A 15,957-nucleotide genomic window follows, 5' to 3' on the forward strand; every position below is an offset into this window, starting at 1 on the left:
GTTCCCCTCAGTAGGCCGGGCTGAGCCGGATTTCGGCCGGCAGGGGCGCGCGCCGGCCGGGCATGGCCAGCAGGCGCAGGAAGGTGGCGCCGGCCGCGGCGCTCAGCGCCGTGCGCTTGGTGGCGGCCCAGGCGCCCTTCTGCGCGCGCAGCTGCCCCAGCTGTTCCGAGATGCGGAACAGCCGGTCCAGACCCGCCTTGAAGGCGGGCGTGTCCCAGGCGAGCGTGATGGGGAAGACCTGCTTGCAGATCTCGGTCGTCTTGTCGAACACCTGCATGTCGTATTCGGTCGGGCTGATGCCCAGCGCCTCGTGGAAGGCCGGGCGGGCGTGGTCGCGCACATACATGGTGGCGAAGACGGCCAACTGGAAGAACTTGGCCCAATAGGCGTTGATGCCCGTCAGCAGCGAGGGGTTCGCGCGCATCAGCAGGGCGAAGGCCTCGCCGTGGCGGAACTCGTCATTGCACCACTTCTCGAACCAATTGAAGATCGGGTGGAAGCGGCGCTCCGGATGCTTCTCGAACTGGCGGAAGATCGTGATGTAGCGCGCATAGCCGATCTTCTCGGAGAGGTAGGTCGCGTAGAAGATGAACTTGGGCCGGAAGTAATGGTACTTCTTGGACTTGGTGAGGAAGCCCAGGTCCACACCAATGCCCAGGTCCTTCAGGCTGTCGTTGATGAAGCCCGCATGGCGCGCCTCGTCACGGCTCATCACCGCGAACAGTTCCCGGATGTCAGGGTTCTTGATGCGCTTCTTGATCTCGGCATAGAGCACGCAGCCCGAGAATTCGGCGGTCACGGAACTCACCAGGAATTCCACCACCTCCTTTTGCAGGGGCTCCGGCAGATCCTCTAGGCGGAACTGGTCGAACTGCTCGTTGCGCACGAAATGACCCTTGTTGGGGTCCGCGCGAAACTCGTCCATCAGCTTGTCCCACTCCGGGCGGATGGAGCTGACATCCAGCGCGTCCATCGCCGCGAAGTCGGTCGTGTAGAAGCGGGGCGAGAGCACCGTCTCGCTGCTCGCCATGCGCGTCGTCTCGTTCATCACGCGCGGGGTGGACCCGGTCACGGCGTTCATGCGCCATACTCCTTGGGTTCGAAGCCGCAATGGTACAGCTCGGCCAGTTCGGCGAAGGCCGCGACCTCGGTCCAGAGCTGGGTGAAGGGGCCGGCGCGATAGACGGTCGCCGTCGTCTCGTAGGTGGTGGCCGTGCCGAATTCCGGAAGGCCGGGCGGGTTGTTCACCACCACCCGGTCGCCGGGGCGCAGCGTGATGCCCTCGGGCACCGCATGCGCGTGCAGGCTGTCGAAACTCTGCTCGATCTCCACCGTGCAGGGCACGGTGATGACGCGCGGCCCGGAAAGGCTCTCCCAGAAAGCCCCCAACGCCTTCTTCATTGTGTCTCTCCTTGGGCTGTCAGCAGCCGGGCGAAGATCCCGGCATTGGTGGAGCCGAAGGCCGTCAGGTCCACGCGCCGCCCGGTGGCGACATCATCCAAGGTCAACTGGCCATCCCGCCAGGCAGACACCCGGAAGGGCATTTCCTGCCCTTGTTCTTCCTGCCGACGCTCCCGCGCCAATGCCCGGAGCGTACCACGGACGAAGCCACCCTCCGCCACCGGAAACCGCGCCAGCACCGCCTGATTTCCCGCATCGCGGATGACAACGGAGCCATCCGAACCATCCTCGAAACGGACCAGGCGTTCACGCAGGGGAATTTCGTTCGGGCGGGTAATGAGCGCGCGGTTCTGCTGCGGCCCCACCAGCGCGAGCGTCCCCGCGATCACGGTCCCGCAGACCAGCAGCGGCAGGAGGTGGCGGCGGTCCATCATCCGGTCCATCTCAGGCCACCGCCTCACCCGGCAGGCGCACCGGGCGGCGCGGCGGCTCGGTGACCGCGGCCGGCACCGGCATCTGCGCCGAGGCCGCCAGCATGCGCGACAGCACCTGCGAGGCACCGGCGCTGACGGGCAGGCCGCGCAGCATGGGTTCGGGCCGCCCCATCCGCCAGGGGCGCAGGTGCGGCCAAAGCGCCACCATCGAGACGCGGTGCTCGGGCAGCAGGGCAAGCACGATGTCCTCGGTCCCATCCGCATGGCGCCGCACGGAGGCCGCCTGCACCGCGCTGAAGGGGATGTTGATGGTCATCGGCAGGGCCACGCCAACCCGCAGCACGATGCGACGGTTGGTGATGGTGTAGAGCGTGGACCGCGCCGCCGCCCGGCCGATGAAGGCCAGGATGACGAGGCAAAGGCTCGCCAGCACCACCGACATGGACGGCCCGGCCAGCGCCGCCAGCAGCGACCCGCCGGCCATCATGGATTCGACCAGATGCCAGGCGACCAGCGCCAGGAAGTAGAAGCCAAGTCCCTTGAGGTGCATGGCGCGCCGCGCGAAGGGCCACCAGGCGGGCGAGCCCTGCCAGATGATGCCCTCGCCCGCGGGCAGGCGTTCGGGCAGGCCGGGCACGGGTTCGATCTCGTGCTCGGGCATCCCGGGGATGTGCTGGTCTTTCATCGAAGTCTTCCTCCAGCCTTGTGGCGTGGACAATGTTGGAAGGTTCGGGGGGATCGCCGCCTTGATGCAGCGCAACCCCTGCCCCCTCGGCAGATCCCGGCGCGCCGGCCGCGCGCCGGGCTTGGGCACTCAGATGAAGGGCTCGCTGCGCTCGCGCTTGGCATAGAACTGCCCGCCGGCGCAGTAGGCCGCCACCTTGTCCTCCTCGAGGAGGGTGATGGTGTCGGGGTTCCGCAGCGTGGGCGCGGTCTTGAAATGCTCGGCCAGCAGCGACCGCACGCGGATCACGTTGCGGGCTGAATTGATGGTCATCATCGGCACCGGGATCATGACGCGGCGGAAGCCCATCTCGGTCGCGACCTCGACCTCGAGAAAGCGGAAGATGGCCTCGGACTTGTCGTACCAGATGTCCACGCAGACGCCGGCGGGCTGCCAGTCGGCATCCACCACCGTCATGCCGCGCGGGTCGGGGTCCTCGGGGTCGATGGTCACGTCGGTGGCCACGCGCAGCGGCACGATCTTGGGCAGGCTCTCATCGAAGGTGAGGTCCGGCACATCGGCGCGCAGCGCATAGGCCGCGGGGCCCACGCCGTCGATCATCGGGTTGCCGGTCGGGATCAGCGGCGCGCCCGGCGTCGGGTCGGCCCACACGGCCGCGATGGGCAGCTGCGGGTCACCGTCATTGCGCGGCGCCTGCACCGTGCCGCCATGGGCCAGCTTGAAGATCTTGGGCGTGGGCACGCCGGGGAAGCCCTGGGGGCGGTCGTTCGGCCTGCCCGGCGTCACCAGCGGATAGCCTTCGCGCTTGCTCTCCCGGTTCAGGTAGAGGATCAGCCCCAGGAAGAAGACCCAGAAGCCGTAGAGCGCGGCCGTGACCAGGTCGAAGCCCGCGAAATATGAGCCAGGTTGCATGGCACTCTCTCCTTTCGCCCTAGTGGGCGGTCTGCGGTGCTGCGGCACCGCGCGGTTCGGTAAGGGATTCCGGGACAAGGGAGCCCCGGACGAGCGGACCGATCGCGATGATGCCCGCGAACAGCACGACGATTTCGATGAGGTAGACGACACAGTAGCCCACCGCCGGCCCGGTCAGGGCCGGGCCGAGCGCGCCCGCTTCGGCCAGATGACTGACCACGTCGCGCATGAGGCCGCCCAGCGCGATGGCGATGCCCGCGCTCGTGGCCTGCGCCGCGCCCCAGATGCCCAGCGTCAGGCCGATCTTGTCGGGCGGTGCCGCCTGCATGCAGCTGGTCAGCGTGCCATGGGCGAAGAGCCCGCCGCCGAAGCCGATCAGCAGGGAACCGAGGGCGAACATCAGCGGGCTGTCGAAGGGGGCGGCCAGCATCACGCAGGCGAAGGCCAGCGTGCCCCAGCCCATGCCATAGCCGGCGATGCGGTTGGCGCAGGCGCCGCGTCCGATCCAGCCCGAGGCCAGCATGAAGCCGTTCACGCCGCCGAAGGCGAAAAGCGCGGTGAGCAGCGTGGTCGTGCCGACCTCGAGGCCAAGGATTTCGCCGCCATAAGGCTCCAGCAGGATGTCCTGCATGGCGAAGCCGAAGGTGCCGAGGCTGATGGCGACGATCCGCCGCGTCCAGGGCCCAGTGGACTTCAGCTCGCGCCAGGCCTGGCGGAAGCTCGGGTCTTCCGGCAGCGCGGCGGAGCGCGCGGGGTCGCGCACTTCCTGCTTCCAGATGGCCACGAAGTTCAGGATCATGGTGGCGCCGGCCACGCCCTGGATCACCTGGATCAGCTTGATCTGGCTGAAGGGCGTCAGCAGCAGGCCGAAGACCAGCGCGCTGCCCAGCATGCCCAGCAGCAGCATGACGGACATCAGCGCCACCACCTTGGGCTGCTTTTCGCGCGGCGAGATGTCGGTGGCGAGAGCGAGGCCCACCGTCTGCGTCATATGCATCCCCGCGCCCACCAGCAGGAAGCAGATGGCGGCCGAGATCTGGCCCGCGATGGGCGGCGCCCATGTGTCACCCGACAAGATCAGCAGCGCGAAGGGCATCATCGCAAAGCCGCTGAACTGGAAGATGGTGCCGAACCAAAGATAGGGCACGCGCCGCCAGCCCAGCACGGATTTGTGATTGTCCGACCTGAACCCGATCAACGCGCGCAGCGGTGCGAAGACCAGCGGCAGGGCCACCATCACGGCCACCAGCCCCGCCGGCACGCCCAGCTCCACGATCATCACGCGGTTCAGCGTGCCGATCAGCAGCACCGCCGCCATGCCCACCGAGATCTGGAAGAGCGACAGGCGCAACAGCCGGCTCAGCGGCACATCGGCCGAGGCCGCATCCGCGAAGGGCAGCATGGACGGGCTGATCTTCATCCATTGCCGCGCGAGGCTGAAGCGCTCGGTGCTCATCGCCGGACCCACTCATACGCGTGGGAGGTGTAGAAGCCGCTCTTGATGCGCCGGTGCCGGCCCGGCGCGAAATCCGAGAGGCGCGGGTCGGCCGCGATCAGGCGGCGCAGCTTGGCTTCCGCCAGCGGCTCGATGAAGGGCGCGCGGTCACTGCGCGGGAACATCCGGCCCACCGCGTGCATCACCGACAGCATCGGCGTCTGCGGCGCCACGGTGAAGATGATCGAGCGGCGGCAGCGGGCCGAAGCCCGGGCCAGTGCGTCCACGATGTCGGCGGGCTTGTAGTGGATCAGGCTGTCCATGGCCACGATGTGGTCGAAGCTGCCCAGCGTCTCGTCCAGCATGTCGCCCACGCGGAAATCGGGCTGGTTGCCGCCCAGATGCGCGGCGCGATCCCGCGCGTGTTCGATCAGCGTGCCGGCGAGGTCCACGGCCACCACTTCGGCGCCACGACGGGCGGCCTCATTGGCCAGGGCGCCCGTGCCGCAGCCGGCGTCAAGCAGCCGCAGCCCCGTCATGTCGCCGGGCAGCCAGGAGAGGAGCGTCTCGCGCATCGCGTTGCGGCCCGCGCGCACCGTGGCGCGGATGCCGCTGACGGGCGCTTCCGAGGTCAGCCGCGCCCAGTTCTCGGAGGCGGTGCGGTCGAAATAGGTTTCGAGCTCGCCCCTGCGGGCGGTGTAGGTGCCGCTTTGCATCAGTCGTAACCCAGCAGGTCGAAGATGTCGCGATCCTTCAACGCCTCGGCCTCCACCGGCTCCACGCCGGCCCAGAGCAGGGCGGCGATGCGCAGGTATTCATCTTGCACGGCCTTGATCTCGGGGGTGGCGTCCATCTCGAACAGCGTCTGCTTCTTGAGGCGCGAGCGGCGGATGGCGTCCAGGTCCTGGAAATGCCCCAGCAGCTTCATGCCGGTGCGGTCGTTGTAGCGCTCGATCTGGTCGGTGGCCGCGCTGCGGTTGGCGATGACGCCGCCCAGCCGCACGCCGTAGTTCTTCGCCTTGGCGTGGATGGCGGCGACGATGCGGTTCATCGCGAAGATGCTGTCGAAGTCGTTCGCCGCCACGATCACGCCGCGGTCCGCATGCAGCAGGGGGGCGGCGAAGCCGCCGCACACCACGTCGCCCAGCACGTCGAAGATCACCACATCGGTGTCTTCCAGCAGGTGATGCTCCTTCAGCAGCTTCACCGTCTGGCCGACGACATAGCCGCCGCAGCCCGTGCCGGCCGGCGGGCCGCCCGCCTCCACGCACATCACCCCGGCATAGCCCTCCACCACGAAATCCTCCGGGCGGAGTTCCTCGGCGTGGAAGTCCACACCCTCCAGCACGTCGATCACGGTGGGGATCATGCACTTGGTCAGCGTGAAGGTGCTGTCGTGCTTGGGGTCGCAGCCGATCTGCAGCACCCGCTTGCCGAGCTTGGCGAAGGCGACAGAAAGGTTCGAGCTGGTCGTGCTCTTGCCGATGCCGCCCTTGCCATAGACGGCGAAGACCTTGGCGGTGTCGATCTTGGCCACCTGGTCCATGTGCACCTGGACGCTGCCAGAGCCATCGCCAACCTTTTCGCGATTCGAGCCACGGATGAGCTCCGTGCGGACGATCTTGTTCATGCGGCCATCTCCGGCGTGATCCCCTCAAGGCGATCTTCGAGTTCCTCTCCCGCGCGTCGCAGCGCCTCGAGCGTGGCTTCGTCCGGCGCCCAGTAGCTGCGCTCGGTGGCCTCGATCAGGCGGTTCGCGATCTTCACGGAAGCGGTCGGGTTGAGTGCGGCCAGGCGCGCGCGCATCTCGGGGTCGAGCATGTAGGTCTGCGCGAGGTGCTGATAGACCCAGGGCGCCACCTGGCCCGTCGTGGCCGACCAGCCCATGGTGTTGGTGACGTGCTCCTCGATCTGGCGCACGCCCTCATAGCCATGGGTCAGCATCGCCTCGAACCATTTCGGGTTCAGGGCGCGGGTGCGGCTTTCCAGCGTGACCTGCTCGGCCAGCGTGCGGATCTTGCCCGCGCCGCGCGTCTGGTCACCGATGTAGACCGCCGTGTCCTTGCCACCGCGGGCTCGGCGGGCGGCGCGGCTGATGCCGCCCAGGCTGTCGAAGTAATGGCTGATGGTGGTGATGCCGCTCTCGACGCTGTCGAGGTTCTGGTAGGCGCATTCCACCGTGCTCAGCAGATGCGCCATGGTCGCCTCCTGGCGGCGGGGGTGCCCGTCCACGCCATAGGCGAAGCCCTTGCGCTTCATGTAGGTGTCGGCGAGTTCGTCTTCGTCCTGCCAGGCGCCGTTGTCCACGGTCAGGTTGACGTTGGCGCCATAGGTGCCCTCGGCATTGCCGAAGACGCGCAACGCGGCGTCCTCCAGCGAGATGCCCTTCTCCGCCATCAGCGCCAGCGCGTGCTTGCGGATGAAGTTACGCTCGGGCGCCTCATCGGCGCCGGCGGCCAGCAGCGCGGCCTCGGCCAGCAGCTTGGTCTGCATGGGCAGCAGGTCGCGGAAGATGCCCGAGAGGCTGATCATCACATCCACCCGCGGCCGCCCAAGACGCTCCAGCGGCACGAGTTGCGCGCCGCACACGCGGCCATAACCATCGAGCCGCGGCTCGGCGCCCATCAGCCACAGCGCCTGGGCGAGCGGCCCACCCTCGGTCTTGAGGTTGTCGGTGCCCCAGAGGACGACGGCGATGGTCTCGGGCAGCGCACCGCTGGTCTCGACATGGCGCGCCAGCAGGCGTTCGGCCTGGCGCGCGCCATCCTCCACCGCGAAGGCGGAAGGTATGCGGAAGGGATCGAAGCCATGGATGTTGCGGCCGGTGGGCAGCACGTCGGTGGTCCGCAGCAGGTCGCCACCCGGCGCGGGGCGGACATAGCCGCCATCGAGCGCGTGGAGGATGGCCGGGATTTCGTGGTCCTCGCCCAGCAGGGCGCCAAGGCGCGCGCGCTCGGTCGCATCCGTCACACCCGCCGCGTCCAGCAATTCCTCGCGCTGGGCGGGAGTGTGGACCACGCCCAGGCTGTGCAGCCCGTGCGGGATCAGCGTGTATTCCAACTCCAGCAGGTCGTTCGCCAGCTTGTGCAGCCGGGCCACGATGCCCTCCAGCTCCCATTGCGGTTCGGCCTCGGCCAGGTCCACCGCGGCGGCCTGGGCCTGGAGCATGGTCAGCATGTCCGTCGCATCACCGCTCTCGGGATCCAGTGCCCGCCAGCGGTCGAGGCTGGCCTTCAGGTCCAGCAGCCCACGATACAGCCCGGCATGGGCCACGGGCGGCGTCAGGTAGCTGATCAGCGTGGCATTAGCGCGCCGCTTGGCCAGCATGCCCTCGGAAGGATTGTTGGATGCGTAGAGGTAGAAGTTGGGCAGGTCGCCGATCAGCCGGTCGGGCCAGCAATCCTTGGACATGCCGGCCTGCTTGCCCGGCATGAACTCCAGTGCGCCATGGGTGCCGAAATGCAGCACGGCGTCGGCGGCGAACTCCTCGCGCAGCCAGCGATAGAAGGCGGCGAAGGCGTGGGTGGGGGCGAAGCCCTGCTCGAAGAGCAGGCGCATCGGGTCGCCCTCATAGCCGAAACCGGGCTGCACGCCCACGAAGACATTGCCGAAGCGCTCGCCCAGGATATGCAGCGTCGCGCCGTCGGTCTGCAGGCGGCCGGGTGCGGGGCCCCACTGCCGCTCGATCTCCGCGAGCCAGCTCTGGCGGCGCACATGCTCATCCACCGGCATGCGCGCGGCGACATTGGCAAGCGCGCCGAAGCGTTCGCGGTTGCCGTTCAGGATGCGTTCGCGCAGCGCATCGGCGCTTTCGGGCAGCTCCACATCGTAGCCTTGGGCCCGCATGGCGCGCAGCGTCGCGTAGATGCTGTCGAACACCGCGAGATAGGCGGCCGTGCCGGTGTTCCCCGCATTGGGCGGGAAGTTGAAGATGACGAGGCCCACGCGCCGCTCGGCCCGCGCCTTGCGCCGCAGCGCCACCATGCGGGCCACGCGCTGCGCCAGCGTCACCGCACGCTCATGGTGAGGGACCATGTTGCCCTTGCAGCGGATGCCGTCGCAGCCCGGGCAGCGCTGCTTCAGGTCATCCGTGCCGCAGCGACCGCCGAAGGTCATTGGCATGATCGCGCCGTCGAGCTCGGGGATGGCCACCATCATCGTGGCCTCGACCGGCGTCAGGCCGCGATGATCGGCCTGCCAGTCCACGATCGTCTGGAATTCGAGGGGGTGGGCCGCGATGTAGGGTACATCGAGCTTCGCCAGCATCTCCTCGGCCGCGCGGGCGTCGTTGTAGGCGGGCCCGCCCACCAGCGAGAACCCTGTCAACGACACCACCGCATCCACGATGGGCTGTCCGTCATTGAGGAAGAAGCGCTCGATGGCGGGGCGCTGGTCAAGACCGGCCGCGAAGGCCGGAACCACCGAAAGTCCCTTGGCCTCCAACGCCTCGATCACGCCGCGGTAATGCGCCGCGTTGTCCGCCAGCACATAGGAGCGCAGCAGCAGCACCCCCACGCGGCCTTGTGCGCCCGCCTGCGGCAGCTGCGCGACATTCTCCGCGATGCGGCCGGGCAGGCCGGGGTGGTAGAGCCCCACATCGGGGTATTCCACCGGCGCGCCCACCTGCAGCTTGGCATGGCCGCCATAGCGCTGCACCAGCATGCGCGCCAGGTTCGCGATGTTCTCGGCCGAGCCCGCCAGCCAGTATTGCAGGGCCAGCATGTAGATGCGCACGTCCTGCGCCGTGCCGGGAATCCAGCGCAGCAGCTTGGGCAGCATGGCCAGCGTCTTCATCTGGCCGCGGCCGGAGGTGTTCTTGCCCTTCGACCCGCGCAGCTTCTTCAGCAGCGCCATGGCGCCACGCGCCTCGGTGGACATGTCGAACTTGCCCAGCCGCGTCATCTTCACGATCTCGCCGGCCGAGAGCAGGCAGACGGTGGCCATGGTGGCATCGCGCCTGGCCGCGATCGCATCCTGCACGGCGCGCACATGCTCATCCAGGAACAGCATGCCGGCCACCAGGATGTCGGCGCGCGCGATGTCGGCACGGCAGGCGGCCAGCGCCACCGGGTCGCTGCCCCATTCATCGGCGGAGTGGACGATCAGCCGCACCCCCGGGCAATCCCGCAACAGCATGTCGCGCGCGCGGTCCACCGCCTGCCCGAGATGGCTGTCCATCGTCACGATGACGAGATGGAGGGGGCTACCGCGAGTAATGAGCTTTTGCGTCATACAGGGTCTCGACGGTGATGGTGGCAACGCCCGTCATCCGGGCGAAGGCTTCCGTGTTCCGGCGGGCCTTGCCGCGAACGAAGAAGGGGATCTTTTTCAGCTCGGCCTCGGCATCGGGTGCCCAGCGCGTCTCAACAGGCGCTTCCAGCACGGCCACGGCCTCGACCATGGGCGGCGCCTCGCGCACGGGCGGCGGCGCGGGGGCCGCCTTGTGGCCGAGATGCGAGGGCGCCTGGTCGTTGAACTCGAAATCCTCGCGGAACATCCCGATCAGGTGTTCCTCCAGGCCCATCATCAGCGGATGGACCCAGGTGTCGAAGATCACATTGGCGCCTTCGAATCCCATCTGCGGCGAATGCCGCGCGGGGAAGTCCTGCACATGGACGGGTGCCGAGATCACGGCGCAGGCCACACCCAGCCGCTTGGCCGTGTGGCGCTCCATCTGCGTGCCCAGCACCAGCTCGGGGTGGGCGTCGGCGATGGCCTGCTCCACCGCCAGGTAGTCATCCGTGATGAGCGCCTCGAGGCCCAAAGCCTTCGCGGCCTCCCGCACCTCGCGCGCCTGCTCGCGCGAATAGGTGCCGAGGCCCACAACCTCGAAGCCCAGCTCCTCGCGCGCCACGCGGGCGGCGGCGACGGCGTGGGTCGCATCGCCGAAGATGAAGACGCGCTTGCCGGTGAGGTAGGTGCTGTCCACGCTGCGCGAATACCAGGGCAGGCGGCTTTCCTCGGCGGCCAGCAGAGCGGTCGCGTCCACGCCGGCCAGCGCGGCCACCTCGGCGATGAATTCGCGCGTGGCGCCCACGCCGATGGGCACGGTCTTGGTGAAGGGCTGGCCCAGGTTGCGCTGCATCCAGGAGGCCGCGGTGCCCGCCGTCTCGGGGTAGAGCACCACGTTGAAGCTGGCCTCGCCCAGCCGCGTAAGATCGGCTGGCGTGGAGCCCATCGGCGCCACAACATTGACCGTGATGCCGAGCCGCGCCAGCAGGCCGCACACCTCCTTCACGTCGTCGCGATGCCGGAAACCCAGCGCCGTCGGCCCGAGCACGTTGCAGGTGGCCGGGCGCTGCTCAGCCTTCACCGCGAAGCGCCGCACCAGCTGATAGAAGGTCTCGGCCGCGCCCCAGTTCTCCTTCTTGGAGTAGGAGGGCAGCTCCACCGGCACCACGGGCACATCCAGGCCCGCCGTGGCCGCGAGGCCGCCCGGGTCGTCCTGGATCAGCTCCGCCGTGCAGGAGGCGCCGACGATGAAGGCCTGCGGCTTGAACCGCTCGGCCGCGTCCAGCAGGGCGCGCTTGAAAAGCTCCGCCGTGTCGCCGCCCAGGTCGCGCGCCTGGAAGGTCGTGTAGGTGACGGGCGGGCGCTTGGAGCGCCGCTCGATCATCGTGAACAGCAGGTCGGCGTAGGTGTCGCCCTGGGGCGCGTGCAGCACATAGTGCAGCCCCTCCATGCCGGTCGCGACACGCATCGCCCCCACATGCGGCGGGCCCTCATAGGTCCAGAGCGTGAGCTGCATGGCCTCAGACCCTCAGCATGTCGCGGCGCGCGAAGGGGCGCGCGAAGAGGCTGGCGAGGTCCGCCGCCTGGTCGTAGCCCTGCACCGGGGTGAAGACGAGCTCAATGGACCACTTGGTCGTGATGCCCTGCGCCTCCAGCGGATTCGCAAGGCCCAGGCCACACACCACCAGGTCCGGCCGCGCCGCCAGGCAGCGATCGAGCTGGCGTTCCACATCCTGCCCTTCGGAGAGGGTGGCCGCGGCGGGCAGCAGCGGCATCTCGGCCGCCAGATGCGCGCGGTGCAGGTAGGGCGTGCCGATCTCGACGGCCTCCATCCCGCATTCGCGGGTGAGGAAGCGCGCCATCGGCACTTCGAGCTGCGAATCCGGGAAGAAGAAGATGCGCTTGCCAGCGAGGCGCGCGCGGGGGCCCTCCAGCGCCGCACGGGCGCGCGCCTCGGCGGCCGCGGTGGCCTCGGCGAAGCGGCCTGCGCCCACGCCCATGGACTCGGCGCCGGCGCGCAGGAAGGCGGTGGTGCCCTCGGCCCCCAGGGGAAAGAGGGTGGGGATGTGGCGCGCACCGCGCGCATCCAGCAGCCGCGCCGTCTCGGCCAGGAAGGGCTGCGCCAGGAGGTAGCGCGTGCCCTGCCCCACGGCCGGCATGTCACCGGCGCGGCGGGCGGGCAGGAAGGCCAGGTTGGTCACGCCCATGGCAGCGTAGAGGCGGCGCCACTGGTCCTCCACCACCTCGGCCAGCGCGCCCACGATGACGAGCTGCGCCGAGTCGGTGGAGGGAAGCTCCGGCACCAACGCCGCGAGGCAGGCATCCTCGCCCTGGGTGAAGGTGGTCTCGATGCCGCTGCCCGAATAGTTCAGCACCCGCACGCCGTTGAAGCGGCGATCGAGGCGCTGTGCGGCGCGATGCAGGTCGAGCTTGATGACCTCCGACGGGCAGGAGCCCACCAGGAACAGGAGCTTGATGTCCGGCCGGCGCTCCAGCAGGCGCGCCACGTTGCGGTCCAGCTCCTCCTGCGCGTCGGCAAGGCCCGCGAGGTCGCGCTCATCCAGGATGGCGGTGGCGAAGCGCGGCTCGGCGAAGATCATGACGCCGGCGGCCGATTGCAGCAGGTGCGCGCAGGTGCGGCTGCCCACGACCAGGAAGAAGGCGTCCTGGATCTTGCGGTGCATCCAGACGATGCCGGTCAGCCCGCAGAAGACCTCGCGCTGGCCGCGCTCACGCAGGATGGGGCGGGTGTCGCAGCCGCTGGCGGGGACGTGGTCCAGCATGGTGCTCAGGTGCCCCGCGCCTGGAGGCGCGCTATGCGCAGCTTCCACACGAATTGGCCCGCGTTGATGACGTAGGCGGCGTAGGCGGCCAGCGCCAGCCACATCTGAAAGTAGGTGTCGCCCCAGGCGAACAGCAGCGCGCCGAGATAGGCGGTGTGCAGCGCCAGGACCAGCATGGAGAACACGTCCTCCCAGAAGAAGGAGGGCGCGAAGAGATACTTCCCGAAGACCACGCGTTCCCACACGCAACCCGTGATCATGATGGTGTAGAGCACCAGCGTCTTCACCACGACCGAGGCCTCGGCGGCCCACAGGCCCTGGCCCGTGGCCAGGTAGTTCAGCACGAGGCCGAGGCTGACCAGGAACACCAGAAACTGCACGGGGGCCAGGATGCCCTGCACCATCGTCCAGGGCGTCGCGTCACGGCGCACGCGCTCCTCAGGCGTATAGAGAGGGCGTGGCGTGCGCTGGCGGTGGGTGCGCCCGGCGCTGGTGCCGTAAGGGCAGGAATCCACCGCGGCGATGAGACGGTCGAGAACCGGGCCTGACAGCATGTCTTGACTACCCCTCCGCATCGGAACCGCTTCTCGTGCCGCCGCCTGCCCGCTTGGGCGAAACCGGAACGGAGCCTTGGCCCACATCCCGGATTCCGACGGCCGGATCGCTCCGAACGAGTGAAAGCTAGGAGGCTGGGACCGCGTATGTCAAGCAAGATTGACGTAAAGATGCGTTGACAGATGGGGCGCGTTCCGCCGATGATCCGGACGTCAGGGAACGGTCCGAGGGCGGATAATGCTGCACACACAGGCCAGGGTCGCGCCACCGAAGCGCTCCACGCCATACCGCGGCAGCCATGCGACCGCCGTGCTCGAACGCCGCATCCTGCGCCTCACCACCCATATCGAAACGGCGCTCAGCCGCGAAATCCTGCCCCGCATCGGCGAGGCCCGCGAGGCCGCGGACCAGTCCGAGACGGAGCGCCTGGCTCGCCTCGCCATTGCCGGGAATGCCGAAGGGCTGCTGGCCGCTGTCAGGACGAAAAGACAGCAGGGCGACAGCGCCGAATCGCTCTGTCTTGTTACCTTGACAACCGTGGCACGCGAGCTGGGCGACTGGTGGAAGCAGGACCGTTGCGGCTTCGTCGAGGTCACGCTGGGCATGCTGGCGCTGCAATCCGTCCTGCATGACCTCGCGCCTTCGCTGGCCGGCGGCCGGGTGGGTTCGCAGCGCCGCTCGGCCCTGATGCTGCCCATGCCGGGCGAGCAGCACAGCTTCGGCATCGCCATGGTGGCGGAGTTCTTCCGCGCCGGCGGCTGGCACGTCGCGCAGGATTGCGGCGGCACGGAGAAGGAACTGCGCCGCCGCGTTTCACGCGAATGGTTCGGCGTGGTGGCCCTGTCCTGTGGCGTCTCGGAGCGCCTGCCGGCCCTGCCCGGGCTGATCGCCTCGATACGCACCCATTCCTTCAACCCCGACGTGGCGGTCATGGTGGGCGGTGCCGCCTTCCAGGACGATGCCGCGAAGGCCGCGATGGCGGGCGCCGATGCGACCGCCGATGACGCCGCCGGGGCCCTTTCGCGCGCAGAAGGCCTCGTGGGCTTGATGGCCGCGCATTCGTGATGTTCACGCCATGCTTCTCCTCCCATCTTCAAAAGGAACAAGCCGCACGTGTTGGGTTTCGGTACCCCGAGCCAGTCGCTGGGGGTCATGGATGCGGAGGCTGCCTCTCGCCTCATCGCGGCGGCGGCTGACGCCACGCTCGTGATGGACGGTGCGGGAGTGATCCGCGACATGGCCTTTGGCAATGCGGACCTGGCGGCAGCGCTGGGCGGACGCAAGGCGTGGCTTGGCCGCGCGCTTGCAGACGCCGTTGCCGAGGACAGCCGCTCCAAGGTTCATGACATGCTGGGCGAGGTCTCGGCCCAGGACATGCCGCGCTGGCGGCATCTCAATCTGCGTGCGGCGGATGGTGCGTCCATTCCGTTACTCTGCGCGGCCAACCGGCTGCCGGGCACCGACCGCGTGGTGCTCTTCGCGCGTGACCTGCGCCTTCTCGCCTCCCTCCAGCAGCGCCTCGTCGAGGCACAGCAGGCCATGGAGCGCGAATACGGCAGGCTGCGCCAGGCCGAGACGCGCTATCGCCTGCTCTTCCAGATGTCGGGCGAGCCGGTGATGGTGCTGGATGCCGCGAGCCTGCGCGTGCTGGAGGCGAACCTCGCCGCGGACCGCATCTTCGGCGCACAACCCTCCTTCCTCGACGCCTTCGCGCCCGAGGACCGCGCGCGGGTCGAGGCGCTGCTCGCCACCGTGCGCGCCGCCGGCACGGCCGAGGAGCGTCGGGTTTCCATGCGGGGCACCAGGCGCGAGGCGCTGCTCTCGGCCTCGCTGCTTCGGCATGAGCGCAGCTCGCTCTTCCTGGTGCGCCTCGCCTTCCTCGGCGGCGATTCGGGCGAGAGCCCCATCCCGGAATCCCGCGCCCGTCTTGCGGATTTCGTGGAAAGCACGCCCGACGCCTTCGTGCTGACGGCCGCCGATGGCCGCATCATCACCGCCAACCCGGCCTTCCTCGAACTCGTGCAACTGCCCAATGAGGCGACGGCGCGGGGCGAGGAACTCTCCCGCTTCCTCGGCCGCCAGGCGGTGGAACTGGACGTGCTGCTGGCGCAGGTGCGCGGGCGTGGCCCGGTGCGGCTGTTCCGTACCCGAATCCGCGGGGACCAGGGCGCGGAGGCCGAGGTCGAGGTCTCGGCCGCCTCCGTCCTCGATGGCGGGCAGCAGTGCTTCGGCTTCACCATCCGCGACATCGGCCCCCGTCCCGCCCCCATCGAGACCGGGCCGCCCACCCTGCCCGCCGCGGCCGGCCAGCTCACGGAACTCGTGGGCCGGGTGCCGCTGAAGGAGCTGGTGCGCGAGGCCACCGACGTCATCGAGAAGCTTGCCATCGAGGCGGCCCTCGAACTCACGAACAACAACCGCGCCTCCGCGGCCGAGATGCTGGGGCTGTCGCGGCAGTCGCTCTACGTGAAGCTGCGCCGCTACGGCATTGGCGACCTCGGCCCGGACGAGGAGAGCTGA

Annotated in this window: 14 protein-coding genes; 2 read left to right on the forward strand and 12 right to left on the reverse strand. The window is 68.9% G+C overall.

Going from position 1 to position 15,957, the window contains the following annotated elements; all coding sequences use genetic code 11:
* Positions 1–7 precede the first annotated feature (7 nt).
* From acsF to bchF, 12 genes are all read right to left on the reverse strand, one after another.
* Positions 8–1,081 (reverse strand): magnesium-protoporphyrin IX monomethyl ester (oxidative) cyclase, encoded by a 1,074-nt coding sequence (gene acsF / locus GGQ83_RS07735; protein WP_184383206.1) that lies wholly within the window; start codon positions 1,079–1,081, stop codon positions 8–10.
* Positions 1,078–1,401, reverse strand: coding sequence for a hypothetical protein (locus tag GGQ83_RS07740; protein ID WP_184383207.1), 324 nt, complete (start codon positions 1,399–1,401; stop codon positions 1,078–1,080). Before GGQ83_RS07740 ends, acsF begins: the two co-directional genes overlap by 4 nt.
* Complete coding sequence (puhC, locus tag GGQ83_RS07745; protein WP_184383208.1) at positions 1,398–1,844, reverse strand: photosynthetic complex assembly protein PuhC; 447 nt, start codon at positions 1,842–1,844, stop codon at positions 1,398–1,400. Before puhC ends, GGQ83_RS07740 begins: the two co-directional genes overlap by 4 nt.
* 1 nt (position 1,845) lies before the next feature.
* Positions 1,846–2,520 (reverse strand): photosynthetic complex putative assembly protein PuhB, encoded by a 675-nt coding sequence (gene puhB, locus GGQ83_RS07750; RefSeq protein WP_184383209.1) that lies wholly within the window; start codon positions 2,518–2,520, stop codon positions 1,846–1,848.
* Positions 2,521–2,649: 129 nt separating this feature from the next.
* Complete coding sequence (gene puhA / locus GGQ83_RS07755; protein ID WP_184383210.1) at positions 2,650–3,432, reverse strand: photosynthetic reaction center subunit H; 783 nt, start codon at positions 3,430–3,432, stop codon at positions 2,650–2,652.
* A 19-nt stretch (positions 3,433–3,451) separates the two neighbouring features.
* Positions 3,452–4,888, reverse strand: a complete 1,437-nt coding sequence (locus GGQ83_RS07760; protein ID WP_184383211.1) for a BCD family MFS transporter — start codon at positions 4,886–4,888, stop codon at positions 3,452–3,454.
* Entirely contained in the window at positions 4,885–5,583 is a 699-nt protein-coding gene (gene bchM, locus GGQ83_RS07765) for a magnesium protoporphyrin IX methyltransferase (protein WP_184383212.1), read from the reverse strand. Before bchM ends, GGQ83_RS07760 begins: the two co-directional genes overlap by 4 nt.
* A complete protein-coding gene (bchL, locus tag GGQ83_RS07770) occupies positions 5,583–6,497 on the reverse strand; it encodes a ferredoxin:protochlorophyllide reductase (ATP-dependent) iron-sulfur ATP-binding protein (protein WP_184383213.1) in 915 nt (304 codons plus the stop codon). The genes bchM and bchL overlap by 1 nt, the downstream gene beginning before the upstream one ends.
* Positions 6,494–10,099 (reverse strand): magnesium chelatase subunit H, encoded by a 3,606-nt coding sequence (locus GGQ83_RS07775; protein WP_184383214.1) that lies wholly within the window; start codon positions 10,097–10,099, stop codon positions 6,494–6,496. Before GGQ83_RS07775 ends, bchL begins: the two co-directional genes overlap by 4 nt.
* A complete protein-coding gene (gene bchB, locus GGQ83_RS07780) occupies positions 10,071–11,615 on the reverse strand; it encodes a ferredoxin:protochlorophyllide reductase (ATP-dependent) subunit B (protein ID WP_184383215.1) in 1,545 nt (514 codons plus the stop codon). Before bchB ends, GGQ83_RS07775 begins: the two co-directional genes overlap by 29 nt.
* Positions 11,616–11,619: 4 nt before the next feature.
* Positions 11,620–12,882, reverse strand: coding sequence for a ferredoxin:protochlorophyllide reductase (ATP-dependent) subunit N (locus GGQ83_RS07785; RefSeq protein ID WP_184383216.1), 1,263 nt, complete (start codon positions 12,880–12,882; stop codon positions 11,620–11,622).
* A 5-nt stretch (positions 12,883–12,887) separates the two neighbouring features.
* Positions 12,888–13,436: a 2-vinyl bacteriochlorophyllide hydratase gene (gene bchF / locus GGQ83_RS07790; RefSeq protein ID WP_184383217.1), complete on the reverse strand. Its 549-nt coding sequence runs from the start codon at positions 13,434–13,436 to the stop codon at positions 12,888–12,890.
* A 238-nt stretch (positions 13,437–13,674) separates the two neighbouring features.
* Between bchF and GGQ83_RS07795 the strand changes: the two genes are divergently transcribed.
* Entirely contained in the window at positions 13,675–14,502 is an 828-nt protein-coding gene (locus GGQ83_RS07795) for a cobalamin B12-binding domain-containing protein (protein WP_184383218.1), read from the forward strand.
* 48 nt (positions 14,503–14,550) lie between these two features.
* On the forward strand, positions 14,551–15,957 hold the full coding sequence (gene ppsR / locus GGQ83_RS07800; RefSeq protein ID WP_311727568.1) for a transcriptional regulator PpsR: 1,407 nt from the start codon (positions 14,551–14,553) through the stop codon (positions 15,955–15,957).

The sequence above is a fragment of the Roseococcus suduntuyensis genome, from assembly GCF_014196305.1.
Lineage (GTDB): Bacteria > Pseudomonadota > Alphaproteobacteria > Acetobacterales > Acetobacteraceae > Roseococcus > Roseococcus suduntuyensis.